The sequence below is a fragment of the Paenibacillus sp. EB106-04-04-XG159 genome (assembly GCF_058791835.1).
On sequence record NZ_JBYTDY010000003.1, the window covers coordinates 192,500 to 206,959 of the forward strand.

Below are 14,460 nucleotides of genomic sequence, written 5' to 3' on the forward strand. Positions count from 1 at the left end.
CTCTTACACCACTGTATGTACCGTTCGGTATACAGCGGTTCATGGTAAAGCCCTATATTTTGCGCACATTCGCATTCAGAATATTCCTGCATTTTCTAATTTTTTGTTTGATTTCCCGATTATCAAAAAAATAAACCTCTGTACCTGCCCAAATAAAAACCCAACACACAATGCTTAAGACTCCTGCAAGATAGGCATAAGAATTTGAATACTTCAAGAATATCACCCCAACAATAATACCAAGCACAAACAAAATAATAGCCTTTTTGACATTTCTAGCATATATATATTCTGCTTCGTGCAAGATGTCGGAAAATGTGTTAAATGTGGCAGCCTGCAATGACTTTTCGTCAAAATCATTCTGACCTAAAATAAATATTTCTACTTCTTTTCTTCTACCACCGTGCAGCTTTGACATAATAAAATCTTCAAGATCAGAGCTTAGGTGAACATCATCTAAGCTATGGTATCTTGCGAACGGAGTATCCGTTTCATCCAAATAGATATTTATAGTTAATTCATCACTCACATTAACCATCCTTTAACTCCAATTTACCAGTTGAAGGTCAACCTTTTATCAGTATGGTCAAGATAGCAGCAATTCTTACGAGAACAGCGAAAAAAACGGAGATCGTCTGCTTTCATACGCAGGTTTACTGAGTTACTCTGCACTCATGCAGATCACCTCAGGTAAGAACGCTATCTTCCTCTTAAAAAGGGCGCTTGCATCCAATGCAAGCGCCCTTTCTATATAAGGTGTTCGCACAAATGTTGTGCTAAACTGGTAGAAGCATAAAGTTAGTTCCATGTATGGTGGAAAGATTGGAGGAAGTGTGTGAAATATCGTGTGCATTGCTTCGCTGGACTAGCGGATCTTACAGGTCAAGCTATTGTAATTCTGGACTCGAATCAAGACTCTATGTCCGTCGCAGACATCAAGAAGCTGCTGTCCGGGCAGTATCCTGATGCTGCTCACGCGTTATCACGCGCGTTCATGGCTGTTAATCAAGAGTACGCTCCCGATGATCGCGTCGTTCAGCCTTCGGATGAATTGGCGCTCATCCCGCCTGTTTCCGGCGGAGAAGGTTCTATAGAGGATTCTTCCGCCAACGAGCCATCCATTAAAACAGAGCACGGTCACTATGCGCTTACGTATGCACCTATTCATGTAGAGACGCTATCCGCTTATGTGGCGCATCCCGATCATGGGGCGGCGCTCACCTTTATCGGTACTACACGAGAGCATACGGATGGCAAGCGCACTGTCCGTCTCGACTATGAGGCATATGTTCCGATGGCTATCAAGCAGCTTGCTGCCATAGGCCAAGAGATCGGAACTCGTTGGCCAGGTACAAGCTCTGCCATCACTCATCGGCTCGGTACCGTACCTATCGGTGAAGCGAGCGTCGTAATCGCTGTATCCTCACCGCATCGCGCAGAGTGCTACGAAGCCAGCCGCTATGCGATCGAGAAGCTGAAGCAGGTCGTTCCGATCTGGAAGAAGGAAATAGGCGAAGACAGCGCCGAATGGGTCGAGCAGCAGCAAGGAGCATGGAATCCGCTTCATCCATTAATCTAATTCATAGAATAAATCTGCGGCTGCATCTCTATCTTGCTTACATATCGCAGCTGTGTACATAAGAAAGACACCAGCTTAATCGCTGGTGTCTTTCTTATGTAATGAGCTTATATCACGGGAATCAACCGCTAATCTTATTTTTACAAGGAAAGACCTGATTTCCAAGCTTGCAGATTCTTCGCTACGAATTCATCATCCGTGAGATGAGGATAATCACGCGTAACTCGATCCAACTCCTCTGCTTGACCAGGGGACAGCGTCTCATTCGGATTCAAGCACCATGTCCCTTCCAGTAAGCCTTGGCGGCGAAGGATCTCATGAATTCCTGGAATACAGCCATGGAAATCATGGCTTACATCAAATACAATTCCGTTGCTGTCTGTCAATTCCACATTTCGTGTCAGCCACTCTTCTGAAATGCTTCCTGTCGCTCTCGCTGCCTTCAGCTCTTCCAGCATCTGAACCGCTTGATTCGTCCACACCGCCCACTGGCCAAGAAGTCCGCCGACTATGCGCTTCTCAACCTGCTGTCCATCGATGTTGAAGCGGAACTTCGTGAGCAGATCGTTAATGATGTTGTCATCATTGCCTGTATAGAGCGCAATCTCATCTCGGCGGGACGAAGCGCACACCGCGCGCACGACATCAATCGTTTGATAACGATTGAATGGTGCCATCTTAATTGCCATAACGCCAGGAATTTCAGCAAACTCACGCCAGAAGTCGAAGCTCAGTATTCGTCCGCCTACAGCAGGCTGCAGATAGAAGCCGAATACCGGAATTTCCTCAGCCACCTTAGCCACATGGTTGATCAGCTGAGACTCACTCCAGCTTCCAAGACCGCCAAGGCTAAGTAGACCAGCGTCGTAGTTGTAGGATACAGCTGTAGCCGCTTCACCCAAAGCCTGCTCCGTTGGGCCGCATATACCCGCCACTTTCAAGAAAGGACGATCCAGCTTAGCTTGTGATACTTCTTCAGCCGCCATTTCCAGAACACGTTCATAGAGGCGATGCTTCGGATCACGAATCTCGAATTGTGTGGAGTGAACACCGATTGCGATACCGCCTGCTCCAGAAGCTGCGTAATAGCGAGTTAGCAAGCGCTGTCTAGCTTCATCTAATTGTCTATCCGCATTCAGGGCAAGCGGATGCGCTGGAATCGCAAGTCCTGCTTGCACTGCTTGTTTAAGTTCCGGGCTCCATTCTTTACGATTAGCCATTAGAATTTACCTCCTCGCTCTTGGAAATGTGTCGGTTTGTTGATCGTTGCTCCATCAAGCGCTACCCACTTCGCTGTCCACTCGATCATCTGCTGCAGCGATACGCTAGGATAGCCGTATTCCTTCATACAAGCTGACGAGTTGTTAAGCAGCGCGTTCTCGGATTCAACGCCTTCGAACTTAGGCTCGATACCCATGAGCGCTCCCAACTGTTCTGCAGCGTAACGAACGGAGACGGTTTCCGGTCCCGTTACATTCAGGATCTGCGGCGGAGTATTGCAGCGAAGCAGTGCGCGCAGCGCAATCTCGTTCGCATCGCCTTGCCAGATGCAGTTGAAATGACCCATTGCTAGATTGATAGGACGCTGCTCCTTAATCGACTTCGCCAGCTCCAGCAGCACACCGTAGCGAAGATCAATCGCATAGTTCAAACGATACATCAGCATTGGCGTTTTATTCGTCTTGCCAAAATGTTCAAAGACTCGTTCCCGACCAAGGCACGATTGGGCATACTCACCGAGCGGTGAAGGAGGCGTTTGTTCCGTTGCGCCGCCGTATGCTACTGGAAGGAACGGATATATATTTCCAGATGAGAATACAACAATATTAGAATTGCGGAAACGTTCAGACACTCTGCCAGGCAAATAGCTGTTCATCGCCCAAGTCAAGCTTTCGCTTCCTGTTGTACCGAATTTACGTCCTGCCATGTAGATAATGTTCTCAACATCCGGCAGCGACTTCAGGGATTCATCATCAAGCAAGTCACAAGCGATGGTCTTAACTCCGATCTGCTCCAGCTGTTCTCTTAGTCCGGCTTCCGAGAAGCGAGATACTCCATAAACCGTCTTGTTCGTTCCAGATGCTTCGATCGCTCTCACAGCCAATCTCGCCAAGTCCGGCCCCATCTTGCCGCCGACACCAAGCAGCATAATATCACCATTCAGTTTACGAATATCTTCCACTAAGCGAGATGATGGCTCAGACATCTTCTGTTCCAATTGTGCTAGCGTTTCCATTTCGATTCCCTCCTGTTCATATCCGTCGCATCACTGCAATCGTTTTACAACTTCAGTGTAATAGACGAGATCATTTAAAGACAAATCTATTAATCGTCCATAAATAACAGGAAAAATACAACATGCAACTATCTCATCGCATCGTACAAAAAGGAAAAACGGTAAATATTTTTAGGCCGTCCGCGCTCTACCTTCTCACTGCCGACGATACTTACTAGATTCGCATCCATCCATTGCACTAGCAACCGATGGGCAGATCTAATCGTAATTGACAGAATAAACGCCAGCTCGTGAACATCCATGTCGAGATGCCCTTTTCGCGACACATGCGCAATCAGCTTGCTAAGGTATACGCTGTTCATGCCTGCCTCATTAGCCGCTGCCATCAGTTCCACATCCGCAAGAGAGATCGTAGCCTCAAGCGGCATCGTCATCTCCAAAGGACCAACTATCGTTCTGTCTTCACGCACGATGTAACAGCCGTTTCCACCGGCTGATTGCGCGACATGCAGCGCTTGTCTGGCGTGGGTTCCACTTTCATTGGCCGATCGTCCGAATCCGATCCCGACACTTAACGTGATGCCTAGATCTCGAAACAGCTCTGGCGCTAATCCGAGAACCTTGTAGCCATGTGTTTGACGTTCAAATATGCCGCGTGTCGTAAAGAACAGATACTCCGCTCCACCCAGATGCGACATAGAGCCATCCAGCGACACCACATAATCCAGCAGATGGCGGTATAGCTCCAATCTTAATCGCTGAACTTCATGCTCAGATCCAAGCTTAGCCAACGCCTGATCCATCTTATCGACATGAATAAGTCCAACTGCGATTTGCGCTTCTTTGCTCTTTCTCGATTCTGTGGATAGGAGCGCTCGCTCTAATGCGACGACAAGATTCGCTTCAGTCGGAGCCAACACCGCATGCCGTATCGCCTTCTTCTCCAGCTGCTTCGAGACTGCATAGTCCGAAGTAATCGCCGCTTGCACCTTTCCCGCTTCATAGAGTGCAATATGTGCATCAGCCGTTGCCTGAGCTGTCACCTTAGTTGGCATCACACCATCCGTTAAGCCAGACAACACGTGAAATTGATCTTCGTCAATCTCCAGCTCCTTTAACCGGCGCTTCAGCTTAGACTGTTCTTTAACATCAATCGAGATGGATCCGCCAGCATCTAGGACATGCCTCATCTGAAAGAGAGCCTGGACAAAGCCCGTATCCGTTAACGTTATACCGTGAACGGGGATTGCAGACTTCGTAACCATTTGAATAGGCGCAAGCCAATCCGTTTCCAGTATCAGCAGCACCTCATTATGCTCCATCAAGCGCTCCGCATGCTGAATAGCCTCCTGGATATCCTCCGCCAACTCCATTTCCGGACGAAATGTAGGAAATGCACGCAAAGCTCCCGTCACTCGCTCCAGCATCGGCGGCGTTCCGATAATTCCGATTCCGATCTTGGTAGCTTCATTCTTTACGTTATAGTTAAGCATTTCTTATGCCTCCTTATAGCAAGAGCAACCACGATTGGCTATATAAACCATAAACGAGGTTGCTCTCTACTATAACATATTAGCTATTGATTTGTTGGAAATGCTTCATAAATTGAGCTAAAGCTTCACAATTTTCATGTGGTACAGCATTATAAATTGATGCTCGCAGGCCGCCAACACTGCGATGGCCTTTAAGACCGATAAAGCCTTCTTGCTCCGATGCTTTGATGAATGCTTTCTCCAGCTCTTCATTGGCAAGACGGAACGTGACGTTCATCCGGGAGCGGCTGCCTGCTTCCGCAAATCCGCGATAGAATCCAGAGCTGTTGTCAATTGTATCATACAGTACGTTCGCTTTCGCTTCATTCATCGCTTGCAGTGCAGCAAGTCCGCCGCGTTCTTTAATCCAATGCAGAACTTGATTTACCATGTAAATGGAGAATGATGGCGGTGTGTTATATAGGGAATTGTTCTTCTTATGGATGCTATATCGCAGCATGGTCGGAATCGACTTCGGACTATCGGTCAACAGCTCGTCCTTCGCGATCACAACCGTAACGCCCGAAGGACCAAGGTTCTTCTGAGCGCCAGCATAGATCATGCCGAACTTCGAAACATCAAGCGGACGGCTTAAGATATCACTTGACATATCTGCGATTAATGGAGTATTTCCTGTGTCTGGAAAGGTCTGAAATTGTGTGCCTTCAATGGTCTCATTGGAGGTAATATGAACATACGCCGCATCAGCGGGAATCTGATCGCAGCTCAGTTCAGGGATGCGCTTGTAGCTGTCCGCTTCAGAAGAGGCAATGATGGCTGTCTCGCCGATCAGCTTCGCTTCCTCGAGAGCTTTATTAGCCCAGCTGCCTGTTTGTACATAAGCGCCAACTGTGCCCGGCTTCAGCAAGTTCATCGGAATCATCGCGAACTGCGTGCTTGCTCCGCCTTGAAGGAATAAGATATCATAGCCATCCGGAATAGATAGAAGTTCTTTCAGCAGTTCCTTCGCTTCATTATGAACTCCTTCATACACAGCACCGCGATGTGACATTTCCATAATAGACATGCCATTTCCACGGAAATCAACGAACTCCGCCTGTGCGCGTTCCAACACTTCTAATGGAATTGCTGCAGGTCCCGCGTTAAAATTTAATGCTCGTTCTCGATGTGCCATTGGTCTCCCACCTTCGATTTCTAGTCAAGATTTATTCGTTATGATAACAGTTAATGCTAAGCTCTTCAAGCAGTTAACGTAAAAAAGCATCAAAAGTCTGAATTGAAAACACTTACATCTAAAATAGTAATTTAGTATTACTCCGCGCTGAAAAAAAGTGCCCGCATTCATCTGAATGCGGGTGAAGAATGATGAGGGAAAAACGAAAATCATCTGAACATGTTCAGGATTAACAATCGAAATAAAGGCTGTATTCCTGCGGATGAATGCGAATCGCTACTGATTTCGCTTCAGTACGCTTGACTGAAATATAGTTGGAGATGAATTCATCCGTGAACACGCCGCCTTCCGTTAAGAAATCATGGTTGGCTTCCAGCGCATCCAGTGCTTCTTCCAACGTGCCGGGCACGCTGCGAATTTCTGCTTTCTCCGCATCGGACAGCTCATAAATATTTTTGTCGTATGGGCCGTATCCAAGCGCTGTTGGATCCAGCTTGCGCTTGATTCCATCCAAGCCAGCCATCAGCATAGCCGCAAATGCCAAGTATGGATTCGCAGTGGAGTCAGGCGTACGGAACTCAATTCGACAGCCTTTAGGCGTGACTGCAGCGACTGGAATACGTACCGCAGCCGAACGGTTCCCCTTGGAGAACACGAGATTTACAGGCGCTTCGTAGCCTGGAACGAGACGTTTAAAGGAGTTCGTGCTCGGATTCGTCAATGCGATCAGGGACGGAGCATGATACAGAATACCGCCGATGTAGTGCATCGCTGTTTCACTTAGGTTTGCATAAGCCCCCTTTTCATAGAACAGAGGAGTGTCGCCATCGAAGATGGATTGGTGAACGTGCATTCCGCTGCCGTTATCGCCAAAGAGCGGCTTAGGCATAAAGGTAGCAACCTTGCCGAACTGACGCGCTGTGTTGTGTACGATATATTTATATTTCATCAGATTGTCTGCTGTTGCAGTCAACGTATCAAAGCGGAAATTAATCTCTGCTTGGCCCGCAGTCGCCACCTCATGATGATGACGTTCGATGCGCAAGCCTGCTTCTTGCATCAAACGGCACATCTCGCTGCGCAGATCCTGCTGTGTATCAACTGGAGCAACCGGCACGTATCCACCCTTGGTGCGAATCTTGAATCCGAGGTTGCCGCCCTCTTCCTTGCGATTCGTATTCCAGGAAGCTTCTTCGGAATCAACGAAGAAGGAAGCGCTGTTCATCGTGTTTTCATAGCGAACATCATCGAAGATGAAGAACTCGGACTCTGGCGCGAAGAATGCTGTTGTACCTACGCCTGCTGTCTGCAGATACTCCTCCGCTCGCTGTGCGATACTGCGCGGGTCACGCTCATAGCGATCTCCGTCTGGCGTAAAGATGTTGCACATCACGATCAGTGTCGCATGTGAGGTAAATGGATCTACATATGCCGTTTCAGGATCCGGCATCATAACCATGTCAGATTCTTCGATGCCTCTGAAGCCTGGAATGGAAGAACCGTCAAATGCTACACCGTTCACAAATGTTTCCGCCTCAACCTCTGCAGCTGGCAATGTGATGTGGTGTGCTTTCCCACTCAGATCAACAAAGCGGAAATCAACAAACTCAATGCTTTTCTCTTTCATAATGTCTAATGCTTTGTTGATAGACATGCTAATTCCTCCCCATATCCGAACATTATAGCTTCATATATAGACGAATGTTCTGTTTCATTAGTGTTATTAATGACATTATAAAACCATTCATTCGCACCGTCAATACTCATGTAAGGTATTTTTCATTTTTATGTCATGTTTCCTGACATAATATATTTTTCAGCATTCATACTTTGATTTATGGCTGTGTATATATAACAAACAGCCGTCCCGCGGATAATCCGCAGGACGGCTGTTTCTATTGCAATGATTTAGTTATTCCATGCTTCGAAGTAAGACGCATCTTCCTTATGAGTATTGAATTGACTGCCGCATAGTGACGCTAATTGCTCTAATTCTTTCAGTAAGCGAGCGAACTGATCCGGGAATAAGGATTGCACACCATCACCTGTCATCGAGTTATCAGGATCTGTATGCATCTCAATAATCAATCCATCCGCACCCGCCGCAACTGATGCCTTCGCCATCGGCTCCACTAGCTCGCGTCGACCAGTTCCGTGGCTCGGATCAGAAATGATAGGCAGATGAGTCATCTGCTTCATCGCGGGAATAGCAGCTAAGTCCAGCGTGTTGCGTGTATAGGTTTCGAATGTGCGAATGCCGCGCTCACAGAGCATTACGTTCGGATTGCCGCCAGCTAGAATATACTCGGCTGCATTCAACCATTCATCATATGTGGCGCTGAAGCCGCGCTTCAATAATACTGGCCGATTCGTTTGCCCCAGCTTGCGCAGAAGATCAAAGTTCTGCATATTGCGTGTACCGACCTGCAGAATGTCAGCATACTCCGCACAGATGTCAACATATTCAGGCGTCATGACCTCAGTAATCGTCAACAATCCGTGCTTCTTGCCGGCATCCGCCATCATCTTCAGCCCTTCAACACCAATACCTTGGAAGCTGTAAGGTCCAGTCCGCGGTTTAAAAGCGCCGCCTCGCAGAATCTGTCCGCCTGCCGCTTTAACCAAGCGAGCAATCTCATCGATCTGCTCTGGAGACTCGACTGCACAAGGACCACCCATAACGACAAGATTGCCGCCTCCGATGCGAACATCCCCAAGCTCAATAATTGTATTCTCAGGATGGAAATCACGGCTCGCCAGCTTATAAGATTTAGATATCTTCACTACTTTCTCAATTCCTTTCATCTGCTGCAGATGCTCAGCAACCGCAGGCTCTACATTGCCAATAACAAAGAACCAGCAGGATGAACACTTGTACCCAAGCATCATCCTGCAGGTTCTTATTCTTCCTCAGACCTACTGCCTATTAATTAACCGTTTTCGTACGTGCAGCGGGAAGCAGCTTCTTCATATTCACTGTTCGAACCTTTTCCCAAGTGGACTCATCCGCAGGATCATACTGCTCCAGGAAAGTAACAACTTCCTTCGTGATCGGCGTTGGAGTCGACGCGCCCGATGTGACACCTACCACCTGCACACCTTGCAGCCAGTCCAATTCCAGCTCTGACAGATCAGAGATTCTATGTGCTGGAACTCCCGCGATCTCTTCCGATACTTGAGCGAGACGATTCGAGTTGTTGCTGCGCGGATCTCCAACTACGATCAGGAGATCGCATTCTTTAGCCTGTTCAGCAACAGCTTGCTGACGCAGCTGAGTAGCCATACAGATCTCGTTATGAATCTCCGCGTGCGGATACTTAGTAATCAACAGATTCATGATGTTCTTAATATCCCATTGACTCATCGTGGTCTGATTGGTAATGACGATCTTATCGCTCTCTATGGACAAGCTGTCAATCTCATCTTCCCGTTCAATCAAGTACACCTTGTCCGGAGCGACGCCGATTGCGCCTTCCGGTTCAGGGTGACCTTTCTTGCCGATATAAATGACCTCGTACCCTTCTGCCGTCTTCTCACGAATCAGATCATGCGTACGGGTCACGTCTGGGCAAGTCGCATCAACCGTTGTCAGGCCTTTCTCGCGAGCTTTCTTCCGCACCTCCGGCGATACGCCGTGTGCCGTGAAGATTACAGTTCCTGACTCCACTTGATCTAATATATCCAGCCGATTGGCACCGTCTAACGTAATGATGCCATCATCTTCGAACGCATTCGTGACATGGCTGTTATGCACGATCATGCCAAGTATATAAATCGGTCGCGGCAGGTCAAGATTACGGGCCGTCTGCTGAGCCATGACCATGGCATCCACAACACCGTAACAATAACCGCGCGGCGTTATCTTAACGATATTCATACACACACCTGCTTTCCATGGTAGTTCCCTAACATATCCGGGAGTACTGCCCTCTTATTATACGTCAATAATCTCAGTCACGTCGACCTGTACCAGAGGAAGCCAGATTAGAAATGTAGTTCCTTCCCCAGGCTTAGTAACAACTTCAACTGAACCCGAGTGCTCATCTATGATCCATTTCGCAATGGAAAGACCAAGTCCTGTACCCGAAGTTACGCCGCGGGAGACATCCGCACGATAGAAGCGCTCGAATATATACGGCACTTCCTGCTCATTCATGCCAATCCCCGTATCTTGAACACGTAGTCCAATCAGATTGTCTTCGCGGATCGCAGTTAAGGTTACCTTGCCGCTTGGTGTATACTTGAACGCATTTTCAATAAATATGAACAGCATCTGCTGCAAATAATCCTTATTGCCGTTGACATACGTTCCTTCCAACTCCGTAAAGTCGTCAAATATCCAATCCGCCTTCCGCTCAAGGAATTGCGCTCGGCGCACGACTTCCTCCACCAACGGTTTAATCTCGACAATTTCCTTATCCATCATATATCCCGCATCAGCTCGCGCCAACGACAGCATATCGTTAACGAGGCGGCTCATTCGACGCGCTTCATCCGATATGTCCTGAAGTGCCTCCATAGACATTTCTTCCCGTTCCTGTTCCGTCAACGGCGATGGCTCAGTTTCCCTTACCGACATGCGTCTCAACAGATCCACATTGCCGCGAATCGTGGTAAGCGGAGTTCGAAGCTCATGCGAGGCATCCGATACGAATCGGCGTTGGGCACGATACGCTTCATCAAGCTCGTTATAGAATATTTCCATACGCTGCAGCATGTTGTTGATCGTCTCCGTCAGCTGACCGATCTCATCCTCAGGCGGCCCTTCCTGCGGGATGCGCATGCTAAGATCAGCGCCCTTCTGAACACGATTCGTCGCACGGATAATATTCTCGATTGGCCTCAGCGTCTTCTGCGCTAGGAACAGACCAAGCGAGAAAGCCAATATAACTGTCAATACTGACGCTACGAACAAGATATCTCGCAGCGTGCGCAAGAACGTAGCCTGTGCCTCCGAATACATGCCGACCTGAACGGCGCCGATCACCGTAGTCTCCTTCGTTAATGGATTCCGGTATTTGATCGGTTCTTCATAGATTAGAAATTCGCCCAGTTCACCAATATTCTCACGGCGGAATCCTTCTACAATCTGCGATGGATTCTCTCGCTTGCCAAAGCTTAGATCCCAACCTTCTAAGTTACTCGATTTGGTCGTTACGCCGTTCGTAAAATTGTAAATAAACATGTACAGATAGTCATCCGTTATGCGCTTGTTGTCGAAAGCGGAAAGGTCTAAATTCACGCCGTTCTGATAATCGAGCGACATCTGTATGGTTATTTTGTTAGCGGTTTTCGTAATACGATCTTCCAAATCACCATACAAAGTGTTATCCAGAAAGAAATAGATGGTAATACCGAATATAAACAGCGTACAAGCAACTAACGATGAATACCATACTGTAAGACGCAGCCGAATTGACATACCTTAAGATTCTCCTCTAAGCACATAGCCTGTCCCGCGAATCGTTTGTATGATCCGCTTGTCGCCAAACTCCTCCGTCTTCTGACGAAGCATGGCAATATATACTTCTAGAACATTCGATTCACCGCTGTAGTCAAATCCCCATATCTTCTCCATGATGACATCCCGCGGCAGCACCCGCTTCGGATTCTGCATAAACAGATGCAGCAGCTCAAATTCCTTCGCTGTCAGCTCAATATTATGCTCTCCGCGCTTAACCTCCCGTGTATGAAGATCGAGCAGCAGACCATCATATTCTAAGCGATGATTGCCATTATCGCTCTCTGAGCGACGGCGCAGCAAAGCTCGCACGCGTGCTAACAGCTCTTCAAGAGCGAACGGCTTCACCAAGTAATCGTCTGCTCCAATATCCAATCCCTTAACACGGTCCTGTACTTCATCCTTAGCTGTCAGCATCAGCACTGGCACAGCACTGCCTGCTTCTCGCATACGCCGGCATACTTCCCAGCCATCTACTTCGGGCATCATGACGTCCAGAATCAACAGATCCGGCTCGCGTACGATCATTTCCTTCAAGCCTTGCGATCCATTCATCGCCGTATTCACTTCAAACCCTTCAAATACAAGCGCTCTTCGAAGCATGGATATTATTTTTTCATCATCATCTACGATAAGTATATAGGGGCGCATTCTACATGTGTCATCCTCTCTCAAATAGCTTCTATTGCTATTGTACCATTTTCGACACCATTTGCGAAAAAAAGAGCTGCCTCTCGGTCTACCCAAGAGACAGCTCCTCATCTATATTGCTTTATTACTCGGCAGGTTGGAATTTGTTCTTGTCACCGATCTTAACATCTACGTCAGTGGATTTTTTGTTGCGCTCTACAGTCATTGTGATGGTATCGCCAACCTTCTTGCTCTGCACCACTTCGATAAGTTCTTCCTTTGTCGTGATCTTCTTGCCATCAGCCTTCGTAACCACATCATAAGCTCGCAAGTCTGCTTCATATGCTGGAGAACCAAACAAAACTTGGTATATGAGAGCTCCCTCTGTATTAGGAATGCCAATCTGGTTCGCGACATCTTCCGTCATCGTGTACAAAGTAGCGCCAATGAATGGAACCGGCTCTTTTGGAATCTCTTTGTTCGCTTTCAGATTATCGACTACTTTCGTAATCGTGTTGGATGGAATCGCGAATCCGATACCTTGTGCTTCCTTCGATACCGCAACGTTCATACCGATAACTTCACCATTCATGTTCAAGAGCGGTCCGCCCGAGTTACCTGGGTTAATAGCTGCATCGGTTTGAAGCAGATCCTTGTAGGTCTTCACTTTACCGTTATCATTTACATCAATGGAACGGCCTTTAGCGCTCAACCAACCGGAAGTTACACTATGGTCAAAGCCTGAAGGGTTACCAATCGCAACAACCTGTTCGCCTACTTCAGCTGCATCCGAATCGCCAAGGCTAACAGTAGGGAAGCCTTTACCATCTACTTTCAGAACAGCCAAGTCAAGCTCAGGGCTTCTGCCCAGTACTTTTGCTGTCAACGGCTTTTCATAGCCTTCGATCGTAACTTGTACAGCTTCGCCGCCTTCGATAACGTGATTATTCGTTAGGATGTAGCCATCCGATTCAAATATGAAGCCCGTACCAATTCCAAGCGGCATGAGCTGCTTAGAATCCTTCGGCTGCTCTTGGTTGCCTTTGTCACCGTATGAATCACCGAAGAATTGTCGGAACAGCGGATCCTCCATCCACCAAGTGCTGCCTGTGTTATTGCTTGCAGATGTAAAGGTCTCGATCTTAACAACAGCAGGACTCGCTGACTTCACGACATCGGATACCGAGTTCATGGAATTCGCTCCAGATGAATTGTTGGATACCGTCTGCGCGGCCCCGTTCGCACCTTTTGCATTATCTTGAGCATTTCCACCGGTAAATAGATTCGTATAGTCCGCAGTGAACATTAAGCTCGAGATTACAAGTGCGCCAGCCAAGAAGGAAGCAACGATTGATTTGAAGGAAGCACCCTTCTTCTCTTTGGTAGAATTGAAATTCCATTTGCCTCCATCGGATGGAGCAGCGCCACCATTGCCGCCAGCACCATTTCCAGCTGCTCCGCCAGGCCCATAGTTAGCGTAGCTCTGACGAGTCGTACTTGAGAATGGCATCGGCTTTACGAGTGCAGGCTGCGTAACTTGAACGTCGCTTGCTTGACCATTCCCATCTACCGAGGTAGTTGCTTGTGCTTCTCCGCTCTTACCGGACTGATACGGGCCATAAGCGAAGTAGTGCGATTTAGTATTCTCCGTTTGTTCTGCACCTGTTGTGTTTGTCGTATTAGTAGATTCAACACCGTTCATTTGTGTATTGTAGTCTTGATCGGATGTTGAGTTTGATTTACGTTGGTCTTCCATGATGAACCCCTCCTGAGGAATGTATGTGAATTGAATGTATAAGTAATAACCTTATGTCTATATAATGAACCCCGAACCTTAATTCTACATTAAAATCATCATAAAACATGATAAATGATGAACTCTTTACT

General features: G+C 47.5%; 12 protein-coding genes. 1 reads left to right on the plus strand and 11 read right to left on the minus strand.

Annotation, left to right across the window (positions count from 1 at the left end; translation table 11 throughout):
- Positions 1–52: 52 nt before the first annotated feature.
- Positions 53–529, minus strand: a complete 477-nt coding sequence (locus AC3WTP_RS05130; protein ID WP_492393511.1) for a hypothetical protein — start codon at positions 527–529, stop codon at positions 53–55.
- Positions 530–835: 306 nt separating this feature from the next.
- Between AC3WTP_RS05130 and AC3WTP_RS05135 the strand changes: the two genes are divergently transcribed.
- The gene (locus AC3WTP_RS05135) at positions 836–1,579 is read left to right on the plus strand and encodes a molybdenum cofactor biosynthesis protein (protein ID WP_492393512.1); all 744 of its coding nucleotides are present in this window, start codon (positions 836–838) and stop codon (positions 1,577–1,579) included.
- A 140-nt stretch (positions 1,580–1,719) separates the two neighbouring features.
- Here AC3WTP_RS05135 and AC3WTP_RS05140 read toward each other — a convergent pair whose 3' ends face one another.
- From AC3WTP_RS05140 to AC3WTP_RS05185, 10 genes are all read right to left on the minus strand, one after another.
- A complete protein-coding gene (locus tag AC3WTP_RS05140; RefSeq protein WP_492393513.1) occupies positions 1,720–2,799 on the minus strand; it encodes a dihydrodipicolinate synthase family protein in 1,080 nt (359 codons plus the stop codon).
- The gene (locus AC3WTP_RS05145) at positions 2,799–3,815 is read right to left on the minus strand and encodes an NAD-dependent epimerase/dehydratase family protein (RefSeq protein WP_492393514.1); all 1,017 of its coding nucleotides are present in this window, start codon (positions 3,813–3,815) and stop codon (positions 2,799–2,801) included. The genes AC3WTP_RS05140 and AC3WTP_RS05145 overlap by 1 nt, the downstream gene beginning before the upstream one ends.
- A gap of 128 nt (positions 3,816–3,943) precedes the next feature.
- Positions 3,944–5,308 carry a hypothetical protein gene (locus AC3WTP_RS05150; protein ID WP_492393515.1) on the minus strand — a complete coding sequence of 455 codons (1,365 nt, stop codon included), beginning with the start codon at positions 5,306–5,308 and terminating at the stop codon, positions 3,944–3,946.
- 79 nt (positions 5,309–5,387) lie between these two features.
- On the minus strand, positions 5,388–6,482 hold the full coding sequence (serC, locus tag AC3WTP_RS05155) for a 3-phosphoserine/phosphohydroxythreonine transaminase (RefSeq protein WP_492393516.1): 1,095 nt from the start codon (positions 6,480–6,482) through the stop codon (positions 5,388–5,390).
- A 229-nt stretch (positions 6,483–6,711) separates the two neighbouring features.
- Positions 6,712–8,136, minus strand: coding sequence for a type I glutamate--ammonia ligase (glnA, locus tag AC3WTP_RS05160; protein WP_492393517.1), 1,425 nt, complete (start codon positions 8,134–8,136; stop codon positions 6,712–6,714).
- A 254-nt stretch (positions 8,137–8,390) separates the two neighbouring features.
- On the minus strand, positions 8,391–9,371 hold the full coding sequence (gene aroF, locus AC3WTP_RS05165; RefSeq protein WP_492393518.1) for a 3-deoxy-7-phosphoheptulonate synthase: 981 nt from the start codon (positions 9,369–9,371) through the stop codon (positions 8,391–8,393).
- 37 nt (positions 9,372–9,408) lie between these two features.
- Positions 9,409–10,359, minus strand: coding sequence for a 4-hydroxy-3-methylbut-2-enyl diphosphate reductase (locus tag AC3WTP_RS05170; protein WP_492393519.1), 951 nt, complete (start codon positions 10,357–10,359; stop codon positions 9,409–9,411).
- Between the two features lie 57 nt (positions 10,360–10,416).
- Complete coding sequence (locus AC3WTP_RS05175) at positions 10,417–11,904, minus strand: sensor histidine kinase (protein WP_492393520.1); 1,488 nt, start codon at positions 11,902–11,904, stop codon at positions 10,417–10,419.
- Positions 11,905–11,907: 3 nt separating this feature from the next.
- Positions 11,908–12,594 (minus strand): response regulator transcription factor, encoded by a 687-nt coding sequence (locus AC3WTP_RS05180; RefSeq protein ID WP_492393521.1) that lies wholly within the window; start codon positions 12,592–12,594, stop codon positions 11,908–11,910.
- Between the two features lie 124 nt (positions 12,595–12,718).
- On the minus strand, positions 12,719–14,329 hold the full coding sequence (locus AC3WTP_RS05185; protein ID WP_492393522.1) for a S1C family serine protease: 1,611 nt from the start codon (positions 14,327–14,329) through the stop codon (positions 12,719–12,721).
- Between the last annotated feature and the right edge of the window lie 131 nt (positions 14,330–14,460).

Coding starts and splice junctions, on each gene's coding strand:
- AC3WTP_RS05185 (WP_492393522.1), bottom strand. CDS start 14,329: ATGGAAGACCAACGTAAATCAAACTCAACATCCGATCAAGACTACAAT.
- AC3WTP_RS05170 (WP_492393519.1), bottom strand. CDS start 10,359: ATGAATATCGTTAAGATAACGCCGCGCGGTTATTGTTACGGTGTTGTG.
- AC3WTP_RS05180 (WP_492393521.1), bottom strand. CDS start 12,594: ATGCGCCCCTATATACTTATCGTAGATGATGATGAAAAAATAATATCC.
- AC3WTP_RS05140 (WP_492393513.1), bottom strand. CDS start 2,799: ATGGCTAATCGTAAAGAATGGAGCCCGGAACTTAAACAAGCAGTGCAA.
- AC3WTP_RS05175 (WP_492393520.1), bottom strand. CDS start 11,904: ATGTCAATTCGGCTGCGTCTTACAGTATGGTATTCATCGTTAGTTGCT.
- glnA (WP_492393517.1), bottom strand. CDS start 8,136: ATGTCTATCAACAAAGCATTAGACATTATGAAAGAGAAAAGCATTGAG.
- AC3WTP_RS05145 (WP_492393514.1), bottom strand. CDS start 3,815: ATGGAAACGCTAGCACAATTGGAACAGAAGATGTCTGAGCCATCATCT.
- aroF (WP_492393518.1), bottom strand. CDS start 9,371: ATGATGCTTGGGTACAAGTGTTCATCCTGCTGGTTCTTTGTTATTGGC.
- serC (WP_492393516.1), bottom strand. CDS start 6,482: ATGGCACATCGAGAACGAGCATTAAATTTTAACGCGGGACCTGCAGCA.
- AC3WTP_RS05150 (WP_492393515.1), bottom strand. CDS start 5,308: ATGCTTAACTATAACGTAAAGAATGAAGCTACCAAGATCGGAATCGGA.